The following is a 23,895-nucleotide window of genomic DNA, read 5'->3' as shown; positions in this document are numbered from 1 at the left end:
TTCATGTTATCCATTTTTTGGTCTTATATTAAAAAACATCCTTATATTTACGGTATTACGACTCTTTTTGCCTTGCTCTCTTCTGCTTTAGCCGTTGTACCCAATTATCTGATTCAACAATTTATTGATTCCATGGTTAATCAAAACTTAACGAATGAAAATTTATTTTTCTACCTAGGAATCTTTTTAGCTGCGATTGTGCTGATTTACTTAGTTGACATTACCTGGGTCGTCTTACTTTTTAGCCAATCCTATCGCTATCAAAATAGTCTGCGAAGTCAATTGTATCGTCGACTATTACAACTTCGCACACCCTTTTACGAACGTTTTCGTTCAGGTGATTTAATGACGCGTATGACGAGTGACATCGAATTTCTTGGCGATACCATCGGCTATGGTTTCATGCTAATCGTGTCAAATATTACTTGGGCGCTCAGTATTTTAATCATCATGATTTTAACTATTTCGTGGAAAGTCACTTTACTTAGCGTCCTGCCTTTGCTTTTCTTTGCTTGGTTTGTATTTAAACTATGGAAGAAAGTCGACGTCTTATACGAAGCAAACCGTGACGCGGTTGCAACGTTGAGCAATGAAGTATTAGAAGTCGTTGATGGCGTACGTGTGATGCGTGCTTACGGTAAAAAGGAACTTGAACAACAACAATTTAAGAAACGAACCAGTCAAGTACTAGAAAAAGCCAATCAACTCGTCTTATATAACGGTGCTGTTGGCCCAATTGCGAAATTATTCACTGGATTAAGTATGGCTTTAGGTTTAGTTTATAGTGCCTACCTAATTGGACAAGGACAAATGACCGTGGGTGAGTTGATTTCTTTTCAAATTTATTTAGGCATGCTAAGTGGCTCCATCTGGGGACTATCGGATATTGTTTTAGTCTATCAGCAAGGAAACGTTTCTTTTAGAAAAGTCGAAGAAATTCTTGAAGCCGATGATTTAGTCGAAACTTCAGGTAATCAGCCTCTAACAGGTATTGAATCGATTTCTTTTCAGGATTACTCTTTCCAATATCCAACGAGTGACACGCCAACAATTGAAAAAATCAACTTAGAGATCAAACAAGGTGAAACATTAGGAATTGTCGGTCCAACTGGAAGTGGGAAAACGACTTTAATTCGTCAACTATTGCGTCAATATCCAGTCAATCCGACTGGTGGTTTAGCAATTAATGACCAACCGATTCAACAATACCACATTGCTGATTTGGAAAAGCTCATTGGTTACGTCCCACAAGAACATATTTTATTTTCCAAAAATGTCGCTTACAATATCCGTTTCGGAAAAACACAAGCAACCGAACAAGAAATTCACGATGTTGTTGCCTTTGCTGACTTCACTAAAGATTTAAATCGAATGACCCGAGGATTGGACACCTTAATTGGTGAAAAGGGTGTGTCGATTTCAGGTGGACAAAAGCAACGAATTGCCATCGCTCGTGGATTAATTCGTGAACCAGAACTATTAATATTAGATGATTCACTCTCAGCAGTTGATGCTAAAACCGAGCAAGTGATTATTCAAAATATTCAAGATATCCGTCAAGGACAAACAACTATTATTATTACCCATCGCTTATCTGCTGTGGCGAAAGCTCACAAAGTCATCGTGATGGATCAAGGAAAAATTGCTGAGTATGGAACGCCTGAAGCATTACTCGCTCAAAAAGGCTGGTATTACGAACAGCACCTCAAACAGCAATTGGAGGAAAATCAACATGAAAACATTTAAACGTCTATTAAGCTACTTAGCGACTGAACCACTTTTTTATGGTCTTGGTCTACTACTATCAATAGTCTCAGCTGGAACAACGATTTATTCACCGATGATTGGCAAACAAATCATCGATATCGTTTCTGAACGAATCGCCGCAAATCAAACGATTGCCTTTGATTTTTTAATTCAGCGATTTGCGTTCTTCATGCTCATCACGGTCATTAGTGCCCTGACTGGTTATGCGAGTTTTTTACTTTTCGCATTCGCATCCAACCGCGTCAGCAAACGGATTCGTGATGATGCACATGAAAAAATGCAACAGTTACCTGTCTCCTACTTTGATGATAAACCTGCTGGAAAAATATCCGCTCGCATCGTCAATGATACCGAAGTGTTACGTAATAATTTTTATCAAAATTTCAGTAATCAAGTCGTCATTAATTTACTCATGGTGATCGGTATTTACATCGCTCTTTTTCTCATTAGTCCAACGGTAGGGATTGCTCTTTTAGTCCTCTTACCATTTTTCGCGATCTGGCAATGGCTCTACATTCGTGCAGCAACGCCATTAAATAAACATTGGCGAGAAATCGTCAGTGATTTAAACAGCCTGACTGCTGAAATCATTCAAGGCGTTTCAATTGTTCAGATTTTCCATCAACAAGACACCATGACCAAAGAATTCGAAGAAAAAAATCAAGCTTGGTTAGACAACCGCGTGCGCTCGATTCGTCTTGATGGGATTTTCTCGTGGGATTTTTCGACTTTTATTAAAAACCTTGTGATGTTTTGTTTACTCCTTTACTTAGGTACACAATTTACCAATGGTATTTTGGGCTACTCTATGGGGACAATCTTTATCTTAATCAATTATATTTCCAGTTTATTTGATCCGATTTTAACACTCGTTCGCATTATGCCGACCTTGCAACAAGCACTTGCTTCTGGTGAACGTGTCTTTGAAATGCTTGACGAAACCGCTGAATCAGATACTTCTTTACCGCTAACGTTAGAAAATGGTGCCATTATTTTTGACCATGTCACCTTTGGCTATAAAGAAAAGGAACCCGTTTTAAAAGATATCGACTTTCAAGTAAACCCTGGTGAAACGATTGGTTTAGTTGGCCATACAGGTTCTGGAAAAAGTTCGCTGATTAATCTCCTTTTCCGTTTTTATGACCCGCAAAAAGGGCAAATCTTAATTGACGGACAAGCGATCGAAGCATGTAATCGCGAAAGTGTTCGTGCTGAAATGGGCATTGTCTTACAAGAACCCTATCTCTTTAGCGGTACGATTAAAAGCAATGTCACCATGCAAGATGAGAGTATTACAGATGAAGAAGTGATTGACGCCTTGAAAAAAGTCGGCGCAGAGCCCTTACTCGCTAAACTACCAAAAGGTATTTATGAAGAAGTCATCGAAAAAGGACAGTCCCTTTCTTCTGGCGAACGTCAATTAATTGCTTTTGCACGGACACTTGCTAAAAATCCGAAAATATTGATTTTAGATGAAGCGACTTCCCATATCGATACCGAAACAGAAAGTATTATTCAACATGCAATGAATGTGGTTAAAGAAGGACGGACGACTTTTATTATCGCCCATCGACTATCCACTATTCAACAAGCCGATCAAATCTTACTTTTGGAACAAGGTGAAATCAAAGAAAAAGGCTCACATGTAGCATTACTCACAGAAAACGGACAATATGCTGAAATGTATCGCCTACAAGCCAAATCCGCACAATTTTAAAAGGAGGAATCTTCAATGACAACCATTATTCAAACCAAACGACTCATTTTACGCCCTTTAACGATTAGTGATGCCCCTCAAATGTTCAATCACTGGGCCAATTCAGAAACGGTCACAAAATATTTAACTTGGCCACCGCACACGACAGTCGAACAAACAAAAGCGCGGCTCGCACTTCTCGAAGAAACAGCCGATGAAGATTGGGGAATCGTTATTCAAGCGACTAACGAACTAATTGGCACGATTAATGTCGTTGACAATAAACCAGAACTTCAAACAAAAGTCCTTGGCTACGTAATTGGCGAAGCGTATTGGGGCGCTGGTTATATGACCGAGGCATTAGATGCCGTTATCAATTATTTGTTCACTCATACCGAAGTGAATCGAATTGAAGCCAGCCATGACATTGAAAATCCCGCTTCTGGTAAAGTCATGCTCAAAAATGGGATGAGCCTTGATGGGATTTTACGTCAAGCGGGTCGCAATAACCGAGGACTCGTTGACATCGCACTTTATAGCCGATTACGAGAAGATTAAAAAAGGATTCATTCTTTCATTGTAGGAGGAATGAATCCTTTTGTTTTTGTTTTTCAATTGAATTTGCTACACTGATAAAAAAGAAAGTAGGTGTGCTCATGGATACTTTTGAAACGTATTTAGCTTTAATTGAAAATATTGAACATAGTCAAAAAATGCGTGAATTATTTGAATGGATTCTAAAGGAATTTCCTGATTTAGATACTCGAATTGCTTGGAACCAACCGATGTTTACACATCACGGAACATTTATTATCGCTTTTAGCTTAGCGAAAAATCACATCTCTGTTTCACCCGAAGTTAAAACACTAACCCTTTTTTCTGAAAGCATTGATGAAGCCGGTTATGAACGAACGAATAATATTTTCCGCATCAAATGGACACAAACCATTAACCGCGACTTAATCAAGCAATTGATTGCCTTTAATTTAGAGGATAAGAAAGACTACGAGAAATTTTGGCGTTAGTCATCAAACGATTCGAGAAGCATTGCTTTTCGAATCGTTTATTTTTTTATAAATAAAAAAGAGCCTTTCCCATAATAGGAAAAGCTCTCATAAACATTGCTATAACAACATTTTTAGTCTGAAAATTATTCAGCAGCGTTTTCGTCTTTAAGACCGTATTTTTTGTTAAAGCGGTCAACACGTCCGTCTGCTTGAGTGAATTTCTGACGACCTGTGTAGAATGGGTGTGAATCAGAAGTAACCTCTACACGGATTACTGGGTAAGTGTTGCCATCTTCCCATTCGATTGTTTCTGCAGAATTCTTAGTTGATCCTGACAAGAATTTGAAGCCTGTTGTAGAATCTAAGAATACTACTGGATGGTACTCTGGATGAATATTTGGTTTCATAATATGTTTCTCTCCTTTGCCCTGATCCATTTGCTGAACCAGAGTTGATTGTCGGTTTACAACATGAATATCTTAACACGTTTTGTTTTCAGATGCAATTATCTTTTGTTAATACGTTTTGTTATTTTTCCACCAAAAGCAACATCTTGAAAAGCGGTTAAAAATTCTTGATTATTTTTCGTTTTTTTCATCATTTGAATGAATTGTTCAGTGAATTCTAATGAATCACCCGTCATATGATTACGAATACGCCACGTTTGTTCCAATTGTTCCGCAGACATTAATAAATCTTCTTTTCTTGTGCCTGATTTTTTCAAATCGATGGCTGGGAAAATTCGACGCTCTGCTAACGGACGAGACAATTGCAACTCCATATTTCCGGTTCCTTTGAATTCTTCATAGATGACATCATCCATCCGACTTCCTGTATCGACCAGTGCTGTCGCTAAAATAGTCAGACTGCCACCTTCTTCAATGTTACGCGCTGCACCAAAAAATCGTTTTGGTTTATACAAAGCAGCTGGGTCAATTCCTCCACTTAGCGTACGTCCACTTGGCGGCACAACTAAGTTATAGGCACGAGCTAGACGCGTAATACTATCCATCAAAATCACAACGTCACGCTTGTCTTCAACTAAGCGCATTGCCCGTTCTAAAACGAGCTCTGCTACACGTGTGTGGTTACTCGGTTGCAAATCAAACGTTGATGAAACGACATCGCCTTTGACACTACGCTCTAAATCCGTTACTTCTTCTGGGCGCTCGTCAATCAATAGGACAATTAATTCCACATCTGGATGGTTCTCAGTAATCCCATTAGCAATCTCTTTTAAAATGCTTGTTTTACCCGCTTTAGGCGGTGCCACAATCAATCCCCGTTGACCAAAGCCAATCGGTGAAAATAAATCAATCATCCGTGTAGCTAGTCGTCCTGGAGTTGTTTCTAAATTGATGTGTCGGTTCGGATAGAGTGGCGTTAATGCCGGAAAATGCGGACGTTCTTTCGCTTCTTCTGGATTTTTACCGTTCACCGATTCAACATGCATCAAGCCATAGTAACGTTCAGATTCTTTTGGCGGACGTGCTTTACCAGCGACTTTATCGCCATTACGTAGACTAAAACGACGAATTTGCGAAGAAGAAATATAAATATCCTCGGCACTTGGTCCATAATTGATTGGACGTAAAAAACCATAGCCTTCTTGACTAACGATATCTAAAATGCCTTCCATAATAAAGAAACCTTGCTTTTCCGCTTGTGCTCGAATCACCGCTAGAGAAAGTTCTTTTTTATTCATCTGGCTATAGTACGGAATTTTAAATGAGCGTGCATAAGCATAAACTTCTTTTAATGTGCAGTGTTCGAGCTCTGCCATCGTTAAATAATCTTGCATCGATTACTCCTCTATCATTTTTATATCTGCTCCAATGGCAGTTAATTTTTCGATAATATGATCGTACCCTCGTAAGATATGATCGACTTGACTAATTTTAGTCGTTCCTTCGGCCATTAATCCGGCAATCACAAGACTTGCTCCCGCGCGTAGATCCGACGCGACAACTTCTGCTCCTTGCAATTGATCTGTTCCTTCTAAAATCATCATACTGCCTTCGATTCGTGCTTTAGCACCCATACGGACAAGCTCTGGAATATGATTGACACGTTTTGGATAAATCGTATCAATAATTTCTGAACTCCCTTGTGCTTTAAGCATCAATGGTGCGAGTGGCTGTTGTAAATCCGTCGCAAATCCTGGATATGGGTACGTTTTAACCGTAATTGGCTTTAAGTTTTTGGTTGGATGAACATAAATGCTATCCTCACCAATATCCAATTGAACACCCATCTCTTGTAATTTCGCAATAAAACTTTCTAAATGTTCATGAATGACATTTTTAACCAGAACACCATTACCGGCAGCTGCTGCTAAAGCTAAATATGTTCCCGATTCAATGCGGTCTGGAATAATTGAATGACGACAACCATGAAGCTCGTCGACACCATCAATTCTAATTTCATCAGTACCTGCACCACGGATGTTAGCTCCCATATTATTTAATAGCGTTGCAACATCAATAATCTCAGGTTCGCGTGCAGCATTTTCAATAATCGTGCGTCCTTTCGCACGAGAGGCAGCTAACATGACGTTAATTGTCGCACCAATAGAAACCATATCCATAAAGATACGTGTTCCAACTAAGCCTTCTTCATCGCTACGTAAGTACATTGCGCCATGTTCATTCGTTACCGTTGCACCTAATGCTTCAAAGCCTTTAATATGCAAATTAATCGGGCGTGGGCCTAAGTTACAGCCTCCTGGCAAGCCAACAACACCTTCACCAAATTTACCTAACAAAGCCCCCATAAAATAATAAGAAGCACGTAAGCTATTGATTTTACCAGTTGGCATTGGAATCGAAGCAATATTTGTTGGATCGATCATTAACGTATTTTGGTTAAAAGTGGTTTTTACACCCATAATTTCTAAAATCTCAATCAGAGAGTGGACATCTTTAATATCAGGAACGCCTTCTAACGTAACCGGAGAGTTTGCTAAAATTGCAGCTGGAATAAGCGCAACAACACTATTTTTCGCACCACTAATCGTCACTTCACCTGTTAACGGCTTGTTTCCTTGAATCACTAATTTTTTCATTCTAATTCACCTATTTATTTTCAATTAATTATTTACAGTCAGTCCCCATTCTATCATATTTTTAAAAAAGAAAAAAGGTAGTAGATTCTGCAGGGTCTAATTTCAAAAAAAGACTCATCCAAATGGACAAGTCTTTTGTGTTTAACTATGTTAATTATGCTTTGTTCGCTGAACCAAAGATATCGATGTGTAATTCTGCATCTTTGATGATTGCTGCTTTACCTGGTGCTAATAATTGGCGTGGGTCGAAACCTTTACCTTCTAAATCTTTACCAGCTTCGATATATTCACGAACTGCTTTTGCAAATGAAACTTGGAATTCTGTGTTCACGTTTACTTTAGAAACACCCATTGAAATTGCTTTTTGGATTTGTTCTACAGGAATACCTGAACCACCATGTAATACTAATGGAACGTCTTTTCCAGCTGCTGCAGAAACAGCATCTGAAATTGCTTGTAAGTGATCAAATGCTAAACCAGTCCAGTTTTCTGGGTAAGCACCGTGGATATTACCAATACCACATGCTAAGAAATCAATTCCAGTACCAACCATTTGTACACACTCGTCGATGTCAGCTAATTCGCCAGTACCGATGATACCATCTTCTTCTCCACCAATTGAACCAACTTCACACTCAACAGAAATACCTTTTGCATGTGCTTTTTCAACAACGTCTTTTGCTAATTTTAAGTTTTCATCAAATGGTAAGTGAGAACCATCGAACATTACTGAAGTATAACCTGCATCAATACACTCTAATGCCGCTTCATATGAACCGTGGTCTAAGTGAATAGCAACTGGAACAGTGATATTCATTGATTCCATTAAATCTTTCACCATGTTTACAACTAATTTGTAACCACCCATGTATTTTGCAGCGCCCATTGATGTTTGGATTAAAACTGGTGCTTGTTTTGCTTCAGCAGCAGCCAAAATTGCTTGAGTCCACTCTAAGTTGTTTGTGTTGTAAGCTCCAATTGCATATCCGCCTTTACGAGCAGCTGTTAAAATTTCAGTTCCTGATACTAATGGCATAATAATTCCTCCTAGTTTTTCACTAAACTTTTATTGTCAAGAATTTTGATTCTTAACTAACACATATATTTTAGCAAAGTTTCAATCTTTTTACTAGTCAAAGAAGAAACTTTACTTGTTTTTTCATAATTGCCTTTACAATATCTTTTTTTACGAAAGAAAGTTTTCAGAAAGCGACTTTTTATTCATCACTAAATCACACAAAAACAAGGGCCTGTGACATCAGCCACGGGCCCTTGTTTTTATACGCACGTTTGATAAATAAACGGGTGACAAAGTCTGCTCTTTCGAAAAACGTCACTACGAAAATTGTTTGAATGTACTCCAGTTTCTCAGAGAAAAGAGACTTGTGTCATCCTCCTTAGTTTCCTATGTTTAATAAAGTTCTAAATACTGATCGCGTTCCCACTCAGAAACGGTTTGACGATAAGCAGCCCACTCCATACGTTTCGCTTCATTAAAATTACCATAAATATGTTGACCTAACGCTTCAATCATCACGGGATCTTTCCGTAAGGCTTTGATCGCATTATGAATCGTTGATGGTAAATCGTAAATTTGTGCCGCTTCGCGTTCTTCCATTGTCATGACATAAATATTGCGGTCAACAGCTGGCGGTGGTGTTAATTCACGACGGATGCCATCTAAGCCAGCTTCTAACAAGACTGCCATCGCTAGGTATGGATTTGCTGTAGGATCGACTGAGCGCAATTCTAAGCGTGTTGACAAGCCTCGGGCAGCCGGAATTCGAATTAACGGTGAGCGGTTATGTCCTGACCATGCGACATAGACAGGTGCTTCAAAACCTGGGACCAAACGTTTATATGAGTTAACCGTTGGATTACAAACAGCCGTAAACGCACGAGCATGATCAAGTAACCCTGCCATAAATTGGTAGGCTGTTTTACTTAATTGCATGTCCCCTTCTTCATCGAAAAAGACATTTTTATTCCCTTCGAACAAAGACATGTTACAGTGCATCCCTGATCCAGCAATTCCGTATAGTGGTTTAGCCATAAAAGTTGCATGTAAGCCATGCTTACGGGCAATTGTTTTGACCACTAATTTAAACGTTTGAATATTATCACAGGCTTCCACTACATCGGCATATTTAAAATCAATTTCATGCTGTCCTGGTGCTGTTTCATGATGCGAGGCTTCCACTTCAAAGCCCATTTTTTCTAATTCTAAGACGATATCACGGCGACAGTTCTCACCTAAATCGGTTGGTGAAAAATCAAAATAACCACCTTTATCATTTAAGTCCATTGTAATCTCACCATTGTCATCTAATTTAAATAAGAAAAACTCTGGCTCTGGTCCTAAGTTAAATGATGTAAAACCAAGATCCGTCATATTTTTTAAAATACGTTTTAAGTTTCCGCGAGGATCACCCGCAAAAGGCGTACCATCGGGATTATGAATATCACAAATTAAGCGCGCCACTTTTCCGTGCTCGCTTTCCCATGGAAAAATTAACCAAGTAGATAAATCTGGAAAGAGATACATGTCACTTTCCTCAATTCGAACAAACCCTTCAATCGAAGAACCATCAAACATCATTTTGTTATTCAATACTTTTGTTAACTGACTGATTGGTACTTCAACGTTTTTGATTGTCCCCATAATATCTGTAAACATTAATCGTAAAAACCGGACATTTTGTTCTTGGGCATCTTTTTCAATTTCGGCTATTGTGTAATCTACTCTTGGCATCATTCATTCCATCCTCTATTTTTAGATTTTTCCGCTTAAAATCTTGGCTTATTTTGAAAGGGATTGGCTTGTGTCAATCCACCTTGTGAGACGATTTCATCATAAAAAATACGACGAACATCGTGATCGGTCAGCGGTTGTTTTATTTTTGTTTCTTTTTCAATTTCTTTGAGCTGATAGAGCTTTTTAATTCCAGCCATATTCAATCCATCTGATAAGTAATCTTTAATTTCTAGCAAAACATCAATATCCTTTAAAGAATACATCCGTCGATTTCCTTCGCTTCTTTCTGGATGAATTAAATCTTGTTCCTCATAGTAACGAATTTGTCGTGCGGTAAGATCGGTTAGTTTCATCACCGTTCCGATCGGAAAAACAGACATTGAACGACGAAGTTCCTTCTCTTGCATATGACACCCTACTTTCTTAAAGTCTCATTAAAATGAATCTAAAAAAAATATACCAAGTCCAAAACCAGTTGTCAACTACTTATGTAAGGTTATCTAACATGAAGTAAAGTTTTTTTATAAAACACGAACAAAAAAGACTGAAATCGTAACTTCAGTCTCTTTCTTATCTTTTTATTCACTTTTTCCCATCCGACGAATCGCAATTGATTGTGGAAAGGCAAACCCTTTTAAGAAGTAGGTTTGCTCCTCTTCATTAAATTCAGATGACAGTAACAATGTTTCTCTTTGAAGCTGATTGAGTAACTTCCCTTCTTCTGGACCTAATTCTAATGTATAAGGTTGTAAAATTTCCATAATTTTTAATTTAATTGCCTGGTTTAACTGTTCTTTCCCACGTGTTGTTTTCGCTGAAACAAGCACACTTGGAAAGAGGGTTGGAACAAATTGTAACGGATTGGCAATTTTATCGGATTTATTGTAGATCGTTAAGACAGGAATTTGACTTAGATCAAGTTCATCCATTAATTTCGTAACCGTTTCTTCGTGTTGTTGACGATTTTCAGAACTGGCATCCACTACGTGTAGTAATAAATCCATCCCTTTACTTTCTTCAAGTGTCGATTGGAAAGCATTAATTAACTGTGTGGGTAGATCTTGAATAAAACCAACCGTATCTGTGAGTGTCACTTCCAGACCTTCAGGCAAACGCCATTTTTTCGTTAGAGGGTCTAATGTTGCAAACAATTGATCTTCTTCAAATGTTTGCGCTTGGGTTAAAACGTTTAAAATAGTTGATTTTCCAGCATTCGTATAGCCGATTAAGCCAATTTGAAAAACTTCATTGTCTTGACGATTTTGGCGTGTTCGACTACGATGCGCTTCGACTTCTTTTAGCTCACGCTTAATAATCGTGACCTTATTACGAATATGACGACGGTCTGTTTCGAGTTTGGTTTCTCCCGGTCCTCGCGTCCCAATTCCTCCACCTAGACGAGAAAGCATCTTCCCTTGTCCCATTAAGCGCGGTAATAAATACTCTAATTGAGCTAACTCAACTTGCAACTTACCTTCTTTCGAACGGGCGCGCATCGCAAAAATATCTAAAATTAACTGCACACGGTCAATCACCGCAATCCCTAACTCATCACCAATAATTTGACTTTGACGCGGGGTTAACTCATGGTTAAAAATAACTAACTGTGCATCGTGCATTTCAACGAGCTGCTGTAACTCTACTATTTTACCTTTACCAATTACTGTTTTACGATCAATTTGTGGTCGTTTTTGACTCAAAGAAAAGACGACTTCGCCTTTTGCTGTCTTGGTTAAATTTTTTAGTTCAAGCATCGATTCTTCAAAATATTGATAGTTTACTTCTGTCTCAACTCCGACTAAAATCACGCGTTCTTGTATTTGTTCACTCATCAATTTCTTCTCCTTTCAGCCAGTTTTCAACTGCTATTTCAATTTGCTTCACTTGATCGGGCTCTTGCACCAAATCAAACCAATGCGGCGCCATCCGATTGCGAAACCAAGTTAATTGCCGTTTTGCATACCGTCTTGAATGCAATTGAATGTTTTCTATGACGGATTCTAATGACAAGTGACCTGCAAAATACGGTTTAAATTCTTGATACCCAATCCCCAACGCTCCTGGACTCTCAGGATGTGTTTCTAATAACCCTTTGGCTTCTTCAAGTAAGCCTTGATCCAACATTTGATAGACTCGCTGATTAATACGTTCATATAACAATCCTCGTTCGGTTGACAAACCAATCAAATAATCATCATATAACTTTTCAGGTTCTTTTTCTGGCGCTAAAATACTTTTACCCGTCACTTCAAAAACCTCTAAAGCGCGAATAACTTTTCGGACGTTGTTGAGATGAATCGTATCAGCTGCCAATGGATCACGTTCTTTCAACATATCCCATAGCGCTTGTTTGCCGTATTCTCGCTCGAAGTCTTCATATTTTTTTCGAATTCCCAGTTGAACATCGCTTTCTTTTTTACCTAGTTGATAATCATAAATCAAACTTTGTACGTAAAGTCCTGTACCGCCAACGATAATTGGCAACTTACCGCGCGCAATAATCTCATCAATTTTTTGACGTGCATCAACTTGAAATCTCGCCACAGAATACGCATCATCTAGAGCGCAAATATCAAGCAAATGGTGTTTGATACCTTGCGCTTCTTCCACCGTTACTTTGGCCGTTCCAATATCTAACCCTTGGTAAACTTGCATCGAATCTGCATTAATTACTTCACCATTAAATTTTTGGGCTAATTCAATACTCAATGCTGTCTTCCCAACCGCCGTTGGTCCAACAATCACTATTATTTTCTTCATAGATTCTCTCACTTTATGCTTTTCTTATGACACGCCTTTAAAATGTTTTTGAAAACAATGACATCGGCTCTTTAGTTAATTTATTTAATTGAACTTTACGTTCGTAAATCATTTCAGTCATATTATCGGATAACTGCTCCATTATGACACGACCGCCTCTAAAAGTATAACCGCCGATTGCAATCGTTTCTTCTGGCGATAATACCGCTCGACGCATTGAAATCTGTTTAAAGAACTCTTCTAAAAAATGGTTGGGTAAATAAAAACTATTGTGAGCCGCATATGATTGCAAATAAACATAGTCGTCTACTGTGATGTAACAGTCGTCAAAGGCATCAAAGCTAACATATTTATCCATTAATAAAATCCGTTTCTCTAAAATCTCCACGACTTTTTGATTTAAAGCAATTAACGTTTCAATTTCACGTACTTTATGGGTCATCACACGCTCACGTTTTTCTTTTTGATCGATCATTCGCATATAAAAGTAAAACGCTAACCCAACTAACAATCCTCCTACAATTACGCCACTTAGGCCTGCAATAAACATTGACATCTCTACTATCCACCCCTTTACTTATTCTTTCTTCATTCTAACATATTTTGGTTTTTTTATTCGGTTTTTTTATTTGACCTTTATTGACCTTAGAGGTATAATTTACCTAGCTAAATAAAGAATTATTCTATTTAATTCTCAATAGATATGTTATGCTATTAGTGAAATTTAGCAAAATTAAAAAGGAGGATTTTTTCCTATGAATTTAATTCCAACAGTCATTGAACAATCATCTCGCGGTGAAAGAGCTTATGACATTTACTCACGTTTATTAAAAGACCGTATCATTATGCTAAGTGGTCCAGTTACCGATGATTTAGCTAACACAATCATTGCCCAACTTTTATTTTTAGATGCGCAAGATTCTGAAAAAGATATTTACTTGTACATCAACTCCCCTGGTGGTAGCGTAACAGCTGGTTTGGCCATTTTTGACACGATGAACTTCGTTAAATCTGACGTTCAAACAATCGTAATGGGTATGGCTGCCTCAATGGGAAGTTTCTTATTAGCTGCCGGAACAAAAGGCAAACGTTTTGCATTACCAAATGCAGAAGTTATGATTCACCAACCATTAGGTGGCGCACAAGGACAAGCAACAGAAATCGAAATTGCAGCACGCCATATTTTAAAAACACGTGATCGCTTAAACAAAATTTTAGCAGAACGTACGGGTCAACCAATTGAAGTCATCGAAAAAGATACTGACCGTGACAACTTTATGTCAGCTGAAGAAGCGAAAGCTTATGGTTTAGTTGACGAAGTAATGGTTACAAAATAATAAAGAGGATGTCTGACACAAGTCGCATTGCTCTGAGAAGCTGAAGTACGTTCAAACAATTTTCGTAGTGACGTTTTTCGAAAGAGCAGACTTTCCCATCCATTTATCTATCAAATGTACGTATAACAACAAGGGCTCGTGACTGATGTCACAGGCCCTTGTTTACTTAAATAGACAAAATTAAAAAGAATCGATTTGAAGGAGTTTTCCAACAAATCGATTCTTTTTAATTATTTATCTTCAAACAATGTTGTTAAGAATGTCTCAATTTGCTCTTTGGTTGCAAAGACTGCGTTACTTTGTTTTTGCATCACTGCAAAGAAGATTTGCGAAACGTTGTTTAACACTTCTTCTTGTGTTTGTGCGTCTGGAATGTCATTCCAAACAGCCACTGCGACACCTGGCAACTGTACCGGTTCTACAGCTATCACTTGTTCTTGTGGCCACATATCTGGCTTCCAGTGCGTTACGACTTTATCGTATTGCGGATACGTATAGCCGGCATTTTCACCTAACACATAATAAAAATAATTGTCATTGAAGTTCGTTACTGTATAGCCTTTTTCAATAAATGTTTCAACTGGCGCCATGTTTTTATTCCACTTCGTCCAGTAAGAAATTTCAACATCTTGCGATAATTTCACAACTTCAGCACGATTTAAGCGGAAGAAACCATCATTCCAAACTTGAGGGATAAAACCAAATTGGTTCATCTTTTCAATAATATGGTTCACATAGCCTACGAAAGCATCGATTCCTTCAGCCTGTTCACCATAGACAGCCTTGGCGTGTGCTTGAATCTCCGGATAAGCTTCCATCTCATCGAAATCAACAAACTCATCGGCACCGATATGGAAGTATCGACTACTCGTAAACAATTGGGCAAATTCTTCGTAAATCGAGACGATAAACGCCACCGCTTCAGGATTAGAAATATCAAGTGCCGTTGGATTTTTTTCCAACTCACCCGCTTCATTCTTTTTAACAAGCTGCCACTCAGGACGATTTTTCAAGATTTGCTTCAAATGTCCAGGACTATCAAAATCAGGAATAATTTCAATACCTGCAACGTGTGCATATTGAATGATTTCTTTGATTTCCGCTTTCGTTAAAAATTCATCCGAGACGATTTCTGGTGCCGTTTGACATTCAATCCGGAAACCTTCATTTTCAGAAAAATGCAGCTGTAAGAAATTGAATTGCGCAAAACTCAAGGCATCAATAAATTTTATAATTGTTGCTTTTGAATAATATTTACGAGCCATGTCCAGCATAAAAATGCGACGACCTTGCGCATAGTCAACAGTGGTAACCCCTACGGCTAACTGGCCTAACAGTTCACGTAAAATTGCATGAGTTGCTGTACGTAAAACCGCTTTTGTACATTTTGCAGTTACCACGATTCTTTCATTTTTTTCAATTGTATTCGCATTTACCTGACGGTCTAAACGTAACTCGACTAAACCTGTCTCCGTCTGGGAAATACGTCCTTTTACTTGTCCCACTTTTTCAAGTAATTGATTGATGCGACGCGCAACAACTAAAAGACTTGGATGATTCACTGAAAGGATCCATTCATTTGTCAAAAACATTACTTTTCTCCTTTTTTAAACCCGTGATTGTTAATCACATCTTTCATCCAGTAACTACTTGCCTTGTCTGAACGACGGTAATTATCATCGCGGTTAATACGGTAATAGCCGTAACGGTTTTTGTAAGCATTTAACCATGACCAGCAATCTGAGAATGTCCACATATGGTAACCAAAACAGTTACTGCCTTCGTCAATTGCTTGCGCTAAGTATTCTAAGTGTTCTTCTAAGAATTCAATACGGTAGTCATCTTGAATTACACCGTTTTCGTCCATAAATTTCTCTTCACCTTCAACACCCATTCCATTTTCAGAAATAAACCAAGGCATGTTGCCATAGTCGTTTTTCATACGCATTGCAATGGTGTAGATACCTTCTGGGAAAATTTCCCAACCACGGTGAGGGTTGATGCGTTTTTCAGGCCAGTCATACCCACGTGCCCACGCTCTTGGAGATTGTGCCGGGAAAACTGGATTTTCAACTGCTTGCACGCGTAACGGTTGGTAATAGTTTACACCCACAAAATCGACAATGTTGTTTGCAAAAATTTCGCGATCGCCTTCTTCAACGACTGGTAATAAATCACTTTCACGGAACATTTCAATTAATTCTTCTGGGAAATGTCCTAAAACAACTGGATCTAAGAAACTACGAATATAAATTAAATCGGCACGACGACGTGCTTCTTGGTCAGCTGGATCGTCACTCTTAGTATAAACTGGTGCTAAGTTTAAGATAATCGAAATCTTCCCATCGTTATGTGGGTTGTTACGATAGGCTTCAACTGCTTTCGCGTGCGCTAACATAGTATGATAACCAACTTGAATCGCACGTTTAAAATCACGAACTTTCGGCCAGTGTGCATCACCCATGTAACCACATTCAATATGAACTAAAGGCTCATTAAACGTTGCCCATTTTTTAACGATATCACCAAATTGTTCAAAAGCTGTTTTTGCATAAAAAGCAAAATGATCAACGGATTCTCTTGCTTCCCAACCACCTTTTTCCATTAACCACCAAGGCATATCAAAGTGGAATAAGTTAATGATTGGCTCGACACCGTTATCAAGCATCTCTTGGAAATAATCACGGTAAAAGGCAACCGCTTTTGGATTCAACGTTTTACCATCTGGTAATAAACGTGTCCAAGCAATTGATGTACGATATGAGTTCATATCCATTTTTTTCATCAATGCAACATCTTCTTTATATTGGTAATAAATATTTGATGTATCGTTTGGTCCTACACGGTCATGGAATAATTCTGGTTCCATTTCAAACCATTTATCCCAAGTCGATGGGCTCTTGCCATCTGCAAGCGCTGCCCCTTCTGTTTGTGGAGCCGACGTTGCCGCGCCCCATAAAAAATCTTTTGGAAATTTAATCATCTTTCCTCAGTCCTCCTATGTTTTATTACCTTCACTCTACTAAGAAAACGAATTCAAAACAATATGTGTTTCGCTTACATTTCAAACGCAAGAAATACACATCTTAATTTTCAACCGTTTCTTGAATCTCATCGGTTTGATTGACACTCCAGAGTAATAATTTCCCTAAAACCCATGTATAAACAACACTAAATAAAAATCCAATCGCGACTGATTTGGCACCGTAAGTCAAAAAACCTAATACGAGTACCGATAGATTAAAATTGCGAATCATCTTAGCAACTGAACGCTTTGGATTTCGTTGATGGATAATTAACGCTAAAACATCCACTCCAACGGTGGTCGATCCTTCCGATAAACAACAATAATAACCGATCGCAATAACGAGACAGGCTAGAATGAAATCAATCGGTAACCAAATCATTAACTGAAAGGGTAAAAAGTAAAACAAGCTAAAAAATGACATGTAAGATAAACTGCCAATAATTGATTTCATCAAATAGCTTTTCCCTAAAAATAAACCGCATACAATTAATAAGATAACGGTTAAACTATTTGAAATCACTGGTAAATCTAAAGGAATCACTTTTTGTATAACCAAAGACAAACTAGTCACACCACCGTTGATAATTGTGTGCGGCACCATCCATTTTGCATAAGCCAACCCTAACAATGCATTCCCTAAAATGATTTTTAAGATCGACTGAATCGATTGTTTTGTTATCATCTTCATCTTCACTCACTATCAAAAAAGGATAGAAAAGCCCTTCGCCTATCTATCCTTTTTTTATTTTAATTAACGATTAATTGAACGTGACATAATTTGAATCGTATGTTTCATTCCACGAATCGCAACCGACATATGGTAAATGTTTTCGCAAGGAGCCACACCGCTATAACCAGCGTCTCCAATATGTTGCAAGTCAACCCCGCACATCTTATTCCATAAGGCAATTTGACGAATGGTTTCAGGCGAGGCACTTTCCTGACTCGTTCCAATCGCAGACATGGTTAACATCCCTAGGCTTTTCGCCATTTTAACCGCTTCTTTTAATTCAGTTTGATCAAAACCAGGCACCGTTCCGACCGCAGGTAATAATAGGATATCTGCTCCCGCATCAGCAAACTGTTGAATGGCTTCTTTCGTCATAATCGGTTCATCGACCCCAGAGCTATGCATTTTACCAGCAATAATTAAGCCATTATAATTCGCTTTTCCGACTTGAATCGCCAGTGCAATCTGATCGTTTGTCACACCTGTTCCAGGATTGCCTGTTAAACAAATGTAATCAACACCTAATTTTTCTGCCGCTTGGAATGTAGCTGCCGTACTCTTACGACCATTGCCAATTTCGACTTTTTGACTCATTGTTTCTTGCGTTTCCGCCACTGGCTCTAGATTAATTCCAATTAAACGGCCCGTTAAATGCTTTAATTCCGCGATTGGATTGCGTGTATTCTTACTTGGGTTTTCCCAGTAATCAAAGGCTTGCGCTAAACCGATTCCTGGTAATCCAATGACAACGGGATTAAAACAATCAAACAAATTAAGCAGTAACATGTCTGCTCCAAAAGCTGCTGCGAGTTCCGCATTGGTCGTATTGTCCGTTGCTGTCGCTGAGACACAGACATTCTCACTAACAATCACACGGCCTTCACTTGCTTTAATTGATTGAAAAAGCTCTTCACGATTCATTGCACGAAGTTCAGAAGTTGTTGCACTAATTAGTCTTGTTACCACTTAATTTCCTCTTTTCTAACGGTTTTTTTCGCGATATTGTCCAGGAGTCATCCCGACAATCGACTTAAATTTTCTTGTGTAGTTCGATACATCATAGTAACCGGCCGCTGCAATAATATCTTTAATTGGGGCATCGGTCTCGATTAAATCATTTTTGATTTTTTCTAAACGTAAATCTTGAATATATTTAGAAAAGGTCATGCCACTTTCTTTTTTAATAAAGCGACTTAAGTACGAAACAGAAACTTCAAACTCTTCAGCCACACTCTCTAGTGAAAATTCACGAGAAGCATAATGCGTATTGAGGTAAGCAAAGATATCTTTTTGTAATTGTGACTCTTCATTTTTAGGATTTTGCTGCACGACTTGACAAATTTTCTGACTCATTTTTAAGAGTCCTTTTTGCAATTCAAAAATATTTGAAAATTCAGCTACTTTTTCAGCTTCTTGATAAAATTTTTCACCAACAATCTCAATCCCAATCGTTGAGACACTATTTAACAAATAGTAACTATAGAGCTTCAATCCAGCAACGGTTTGCTGTTCACGGACCCCTTTTTCAACCATTTCATTAATGGTTTCGGTCGCAATTTCTAAATCCCCTTGTTGTAAACTTTGACGTAATTTTAACTGCTCATCTACCGGATAGGCGCCCGGTTCATTGTTCTTCGAATACTTAATGTCTTTATAGAGTAAAATTTTATTCGACGTGCCTGATAACGTTTGATATTCTAAAGCTGCCAAACCTTCGATGTAAGAATGGTTAATCATCGACAACTCATGAACAATCCCACCAATCCCTACAGCTGGTGCAACAACGTTTTCTAAAACAATTTTAGCGACAATTTCTTTAGCAATTTGACTTGGTTGTCCACCTTTTTCAAAGCTGACAAGCAAAGCAATTGCTTGTGTTGATAGCATTTCTGAACCATACGCTTGGTAACCCACGCCTGAAATTTCATCTAAGAAACTCATCAGAAACTCTTGATTTTGAATACTCGTTTCTGTTGTGACCATTCGTGTATCGACTAGCATAACAAAGTAACCTTCTTCATATAACTCGACATCAACCGCTTGCAATAAAATGGTGATTTCTTTAGAGTCTTTAAAACGTCCCATTAACAATTTTCGTAAAACTTGCTCACGAGCATGAGGCGTTTGACGGCGAATCTCTTGGTGTAACTCTTTGTTTTCTTGTAAGAAACTGGCAACTTGATAGCCGATTTTGTCTAAACTATCTAAATCATCATCCGCTGCTAGGCGCCCAACTTGCTCCTCCATTAACTTTTCTAATTCATGGATTGGTTTGTATTGTCTTTTCCCAATGAATAAAACAATCGCGACACCGCTTGCAAGTAAGAGCAAGACAACGATTAATAATCCTTGCTGTACCGATTTCACTTCACTCAATGCCAAGTTTGAATTGGTTAAAGCTAAGTAAGTTAAGCCGAAGTCGTCATCTTTAACCACAGCTATTCGAAATTTATCTCGTTCATTTTTGACTGTTTCTTGTGTCAAAATTGTTTTCAGTTTTGACGGTTGATGCATAAATTCTGGCATGTCCTCTTCAGATGATGCAGCAACTAGACGGTTTTGGTTATCTAGTAAAAAGACCTTACCTGTTTCTTCATCGATCGCTGTATCAAGTATCCGTTGAATGTCACTCATTTTCATCGTGTACATCACTGATCCATAGGCAACCCCATCTTCTGATGTTAATGGGACGATATAAAACATGAGTCCTAGCGTGTTTTCTTTATCGAGTTGTTGCACCGATTGAATCATTGGTACCGTTGTTTCCAACGATTGCCGTAATTGTTTTTCATCAATTAAGAAATTATCATAACGTCGTTCAATAAACGTTGAAATATCTAAAAAACCGTTTGAAGAAAATAATTGGTTTGGCGCTTCATTAAAGTGTAAATACACATCTTCAATCAAGGTTCCATTGAGTTTATAACGTTGAATCTCCTTAATCGTCTCACTCGAATAAAATGGATGCGTTGCCATCTTTTCAGTTAGCAAGTGATTGTAACGCATCTGTGTTGTAATTAAATCAAACTGCCCCAAATTATCCAGCAATGTTGAACGCACTTGTAGTAATTGATTTTTTGCCGACAAATCAATTTGTTCATTAATACTTGAAGTTGATGTCTGGTACCAAACAAACGAAACAAATGAAAACGGAATCAAAAAAACCATTAGATATGAAAAAACATAGCGATAGAATGTTTTTGTTTTAAATTCAAATCGGCTATTTTTCATTGAAAATAATGGCTTCTTCATACCTTACTAGCCTTCTCTTCCATTTTTTTCATTGCTTGAAGTCCAAACCAAATCGACGGGAAAATAAATAATGGTACGCCCGCGATTACTAATAAAATTGGAAAAGCAACATAGATTGATAACACTAAGAATGTACCAAATAACATGGCAATCGATTCAATAATATTCGTGAAAAATAACCCGACCGCTTGACGAAGATACTGACGATACGTCAATTCGTAGCGGCAAAGTACCGGATAAACAAAAAGGCATGCGCCTAAAAATAAGACAAGAAGCACAATCAGACCATAATGAATCACTGCCGATTGAATAAAGGTTTTTGATACACGTAAGTCAAAAGCTAAAAAGAGGCCGATTGCAGCTAATGTGTAACCTAAATAATTACTCATCTTAAAGTATTGTTTATAAAACTGTTGAAATGATTCTTTGACTTTCACTGAATCTTTTCCTCGAACGAGAAAGAGATAAATCACTTGAAAAACAGATGCGAGCGCTGGGAATAATCCGAGAATTACGCCACCTCGCAAGGTGTATAAGAGAAATAAAAGCTGCAAGTGTAGTCCGTCAATAATCGTTTGCCCTAAGACATAACTTCCTTTTATAATTCCCTTCATTTCTTTCATTAAAAATAGTCCCCCTTTAAAAAAACATCTATACTTAGCATACCATAAATAAAAGTGACTTTTAACCAGAAATGATATATTCTTTGATAAAAAATAACGTTTTCTTCATATATTCTAATTTTTATTGCTACAAAACAAAAAAACAAAGATTCGAGAATAACCGAATCTTTGTTTTCTAACTATCTATTTGCTTTTTTGTTAAATCTTACTCTTTTGCCCAACGATCATACGCTTGTTGGTATACTTCAACGTATTCTTTCACGCCCATACCTTCAATTGTTTTCACGTATTTATCCCAGTTTTCTAATGGCTCAACACCAGTAATAAATTTGGCTTCCATTTGCTCAACATATGTTTTTAAGTCAGTCGCTGCGTCACGAACTTTTTCAGACTCTTCGTTTGTTAAGTATAATAATGGGTAAGTAACTTTTGCAAATGGTGTAATTTTTTCTTCTGTTTCAGCAGTGATGAAATCAGAGAATGTTGTATCGTTTACTGCATCTTTTGATGGTAAAACAGCTTTTTCAGGTGTATCTGGGTAACCCATTTTCGGAACCATGATTCCGTAGTCAGGTGTTACTTTTGAACGGAAATCTTCAGGGTTGCTTGGATCTACGCCTTCTGTAAAGACACGAACTTGTTCGCCTTCAGCATTTTCTGCATACTCCCAGAATACGCCTTCTGGACCTTTGCTTAGTAAATCATTTCCTTCTTCACTGTAGAAGTAATCTACCCAACGTAATGCTGCTTCAGGTGATGGGTTTTGACTTGTAATCGCAAATGTTGAACGACCCATACGCGTGCTTCCTGGAGTTACACGATCTGGACTAATATCTGATGTTAATGGGTAGAACATTGGGTCTGTGATCGCATCTTTTTCTAATTTCCCTGTTGTAAAGAATGAGAACCAATCTGGGAATAATCCAATTTGATCGTTTTGACCTTTGGCTTTCTTTTGCTCATCGGCTTGAGAATACACTTCTGGGTCTAATAATTTTTCAGAGTACAATTTGTTCATGTATGTTACGAACTCTTTGTAATTTTCAGTAATTGGTGCGTATACTACTTCGCCATCGATTTCTTCAATCGTACGATCCGTTAAACCGAATGCGCCTAATAACCATGGACGTGTTGAATCTAATTTTACGTCAGTCAATGGAATTTCGTCTTTTTTACCGTTACCGTTTGGATCTTCGTCACGGAAACGAACAAGTAGGTCGTAAAATTCATCGGTTGTTTTTGGTAATTCTTTGACATCTAAGGCTTCTAACCACTCACCATTGTACCAGATTGGTCCACGTGGCCAGATCGCTGTATTTCCTCGGTGAATCATTGGTAACGAGTAAATGTGCCCATCTGGTGTTGTAATTGATTTACGGATTGATGGATCTTCTTCTAATATTTTACTGAAGTTTGGCATATTCTCTGCGATTAAATCTTCAATTGGAACTAAGATTCCTTGGCTACCATAGTCCATTTCCATTGCTGGTGTTAATGAATTTGTATCTGTTCCAAATAAAACGTCAGGTAAATCGCCACTTGCGAATGCTAAGTTTAATTTTGTCGCAAAATCCGCTGTTGGCGGTGTTGTAAAGGTAAAGTTAATGTTTGATTTCTCAGCCATTGTTTGGAAAACAGCCATATCTTTCCATTCAGCCGAACCCGTACCTGGGCCCATCATTGTCATCTCAAGTTTTTCTTTGACTACTGGAAACTCGCCAACCGTTCCTAATTCAACGTTTGCAGCTTCTTTTTTAGAGTCCGTTCCGCCACAAGCAGCTAATAATAAGCCACAAGCAAGTAAACCGACTAGTACTTTAGATTTCTTCATTCTCTTGTTTCTCCCCTTAAAAATTGTTTTTAAATCGACAAATGC

The 23,895-nt window shown here is 38.0% G+C and carries 21 protein-coding genes; 5 read left to right on the top strand and 16 right to left on the bottom strand.

Features of this window, described 5'->3' with window-relative positions; all coding sequences use genetic code 11:
• The first annotated feature begins 3 nt into the window (after positions 1 to 3).
• From IEV09_RS06330 to IEV09_RS06315, 4 genes are all read left to right on the top strand, one after another.
• Positions 4 to 1,746 carry an ABC transporter ATP-binding protein gene (locus IEV09_RS06330; RefSeq protein WP_188367432.1) on the top strand — a complete coding sequence of 581 codons (1,743 nt, stop codon included), beginning with the start codon at positions 4 to 6 and terminating at the stop codon, positions 1,744 to 1,746.
• Complete coding sequence (locus tag IEV09_RS06325; RefSeq protein WP_188367431.1) at positions 1,733 to 3,484, top strand: ABC transporter ATP-binding protein; 1,752 nt, start codon at positions 1,733 to 1,735, stop codon at positions 3,482 to 3,484. Before IEV09_RS06330 ends, IEV09_RS06325 begins: the two co-directional genes overlap by 14 nt.
• Before the next feature lie 15 nt (positions 3,485 to 3,499).
• Entirely contained in the window at positions 3,500 to 4,021 is a 522-nt protein-coding gene (locus IEV09_RS06320; protein WP_188367430.1) for a GNAT family N-acetyltransferase, read from the top strand.
• A 98-nt stretch (positions 4,022 to 4,119) separates the two neighbouring features.
• Positions 4,120 to 4,488 (top strand): iron chaperone, encoded by a 369-nt coding sequence (locus IEV09_RS06315; RefSeq protein WP_188367429.1) that lies wholly within the window; start codon positions 4,120 to 4,122, stop codon positions 4,486 to 4,488.
• A gap of 125 nt (positions 4,489 to 4,613) precedes the next feature.
• On the opposite strand, the gene IEV09_RS06310 is transcribed toward IEV09_RS06315, so the two are convergent.
• The 9 genes from IEV09_RS06310 to IEV09_RS06270 form a co-directional block, all read right to left on the bottom strand.
• A complete protein-coding gene (locus tag IEV09_RS06310) occupies positions 4,614 to 4,877 on the bottom strand; it encodes a type B 50S ribosomal protein L31 (RefSeq protein WP_188367476.1) in 264 nt (87 codons plus the stop codon).
• Between the two features lie 98 nt (positions 4,878 to 4,975).
• Positions 4,976 to 6,271: a transcription termination factor Rho gene (gene rho, locus IEV09_RS06305; RefSeq protein ID WP_188367428.1), complete on the bottom strand. Its 1,296-nt coding sequence runs from the start codon at positions 6,269 to 6,271 to the stop codon at positions 4,976 to 4,978.
• Positions 6,272 to 6,274: 3 nt separating this feature from the next.
• Positions 6,275 to 7,534, bottom strand: coding sequence for a UDP-N-acetylglucosamine 1-carboxyvinyltransferase (gene murA / locus IEV09_RS06300; RefSeq protein WP_188367427.1), 1,260 nt, complete (start codon positions 7,532 to 7,534; stop codon positions 6,275 to 6,277).
• Positions 7,535 to 7,688: 154 nt separating this feature from the next.
• A complete protein-coding gene (locus IEV09_RS06295) occupies positions 7,689 to 8,570 on the bottom strand; it encodes a class II fructose-bisphosphate aldolase (RefSeq protein ID WP_188367426.1) in 882 nt (293 codons plus the stop codon).
• Between the two features lie 375 nt (positions 8,571 to 8,945).
• Entirely contained in the window at positions 8,946 to 10,286 is a 1,341-nt protein-coding gene (gene glnA / locus IEV09_RS06290) for a type I glutamate--ammonia ligase (RefSeq protein WP_188367475.1), read from the bottom strand.
• A gap of 35 nt (positions 10,287 to 10,321) precedes the next feature.
• Positions 10,322 to 10,696 carry a MerR family transcriptional regulator gene (locus IEV09_RS06285; protein ID WP_188367425.1) on the bottom strand — a complete coding sequence of 125 codons (375 nt, stop codon included), beginning with the start codon at positions 10,694 to 10,696 and terminating at the stop codon, positions 10,322 to 10,324.
• Positions 10,697 to 10,867: 171 nt separating this feature from the next.
• Positions 10,868 to 12,121 (bottom strand): GTPase HflX, encoded by a 1,254-nt coding sequence (gene hflX / locus IEV09_RS06280; protein WP_188367424.1) that lies wholly within the window; start codon positions 12,119 to 12,121, stop codon positions 10,868 to 10,870.
• Positions 12,114 to 13,049: a tRNA (adenosine(37)-N6)-dimethylallyltransferase MiaA gene (gene miaA / locus IEV09_RS06275; protein WP_188367423.1), complete on the bottom strand. Its 936-nt coding sequence runs from the start codon at positions 13,047 to 13,049 to the stop codon at positions 12,114 to 12,116. Before miaA ends, hflX begins: the two co-directional genes overlap by 8 nt.
• Before the next feature lie 37 nt (positions 13,050 to 13,086).
• Complete coding sequence (locus tag IEV09_RS06270) at positions 13,087 to 13,605, bottom strand: hypothetical protein (protein ID WP_188367422.1); 519 nt, start codon at positions 13,603 to 13,605, stop codon at positions 13,087 to 13,089.
• Positions 13,606 to 13,804: 199 nt separating this feature from the next.
• Here IEV09_RS06270 and clpP point away from each other — a divergent pair, with 199 nt between their 5' ends.
• Positions 13,805 to 14,386, top strand: coding sequence for an ATP-dependent Clp endopeptidase proteolytic subunit ClpP (gene clpP, locus IEV09_RS06265; protein WP_188367421.1), 582 nt, complete (start codon positions 13,805 to 13,807; stop codon positions 14,384 to 14,386).
• A 230-nt stretch (positions 14,387 to 14,616) separates the two neighbouring features.
• Here clpP and IEV09_RS06260 read toward each other — a convergent pair whose 3' ends face one another.
• From IEV09_RS06260 to IEV09_RS06230, 7 genes are all read right to left on the bottom strand, one after another.
• Positions 14,617 to 15,978: a beta-N-acetylhexosaminidase gene (locus IEV09_RS06260; RefSeq protein ID WP_188367420.1), complete on the bottom strand. Its 1,362-nt coding sequence runs from the start codon at positions 15,976 to 15,978 to the stop codon at positions 14,617 to 14,619.
• Complete coding sequence (locus IEV09_RS06255; RefSeq protein WP_188367419.1) at positions 15,978 to 17,369, bottom strand: glycoside hydrolase family 1 protein; 1,392 nt, start codon at positions 17,367 to 17,369, stop codon at positions 15,978 to 15,980. The genes IEV09_RS06260 and IEV09_RS06255 overlap by 1 nt, the downstream gene beginning before the upstream one ends.
• Before the next feature lie 103 nt (positions 17,370 to 17,472).
• Positions 17,473 to 18,096: a YitT family protein gene (locus tag IEV09_RS06250; RefSeq protein ID WP_229731672.1), complete on the bottom strand. Its 624-nt coding sequence runs from the start codon at positions 18,094 to 18,096 to the stop codon at positions 17,473 to 17,475.
• A gap of 69 nt (positions 18,097 to 18,165) precedes the next feature.
• Positions 18,166 to 19,110, bottom strand: coding sequence for a DUF7916 family protein (locus IEV09_RS06245; RefSeq protein WP_188367417.1), 945 nt, complete (start codon positions 19,108 to 19,110; stop codon positions 18,166 to 18,168).
• Positions 19,111 to 19,125: 15 nt separating this feature from the next.
• Entirely contained in the window at positions 19,126 to 21,396 is a 2,271-nt protein-coding gene (locus IEV09_RS06240; protein ID WP_188367416.1) for a helix-turn-helix domain-containing protein, read from the bottom strand.
• The gene (locus IEV09_RS06235; RefSeq protein ID WP_188367415.1) at positions 21,393 to 22,019 is read right to left on the bottom strand and encodes a YesL family protein; all 627 of its coding nucleotides are present in this window, start codon (positions 22,017 to 22,019) and stop codon (positions 21,393 to 21,395) included. Before IEV09_RS06235 ends, IEV09_RS06240 begins: the two co-directional genes overlap by 4 nt.
• A 205-nt stretch (positions 22,020 to 22,224) precedes the next feature.
• Positions 22,225 to 23,850, bottom strand: a complete 1,626-nt coding sequence (locus IEV09_RS06230; RefSeq protein ID WP_188367414.1) for an extracellular solute-binding protein — start codon at positions 23,848 to 23,850, stop codon at positions 22,225 to 22,227.
• Positions 23,851 to 23,895: the final 45 nt, after the last annotated feature.

It is taken from the genome of Enterococcus alcedinis (genome assembly GCF_014635985.1).
Lineage (GTDB): Bacteria > Bacillota > Bacilli > Lactobacillales > Enterococcaceae > Enterococcus_I > Enterococcus_I alcedinis.
The sequence above is the reverse complement of the archived record's forward strand: the minus strand, read 5'-3'. Positions and strand labels throughout refer to the sequence as shown.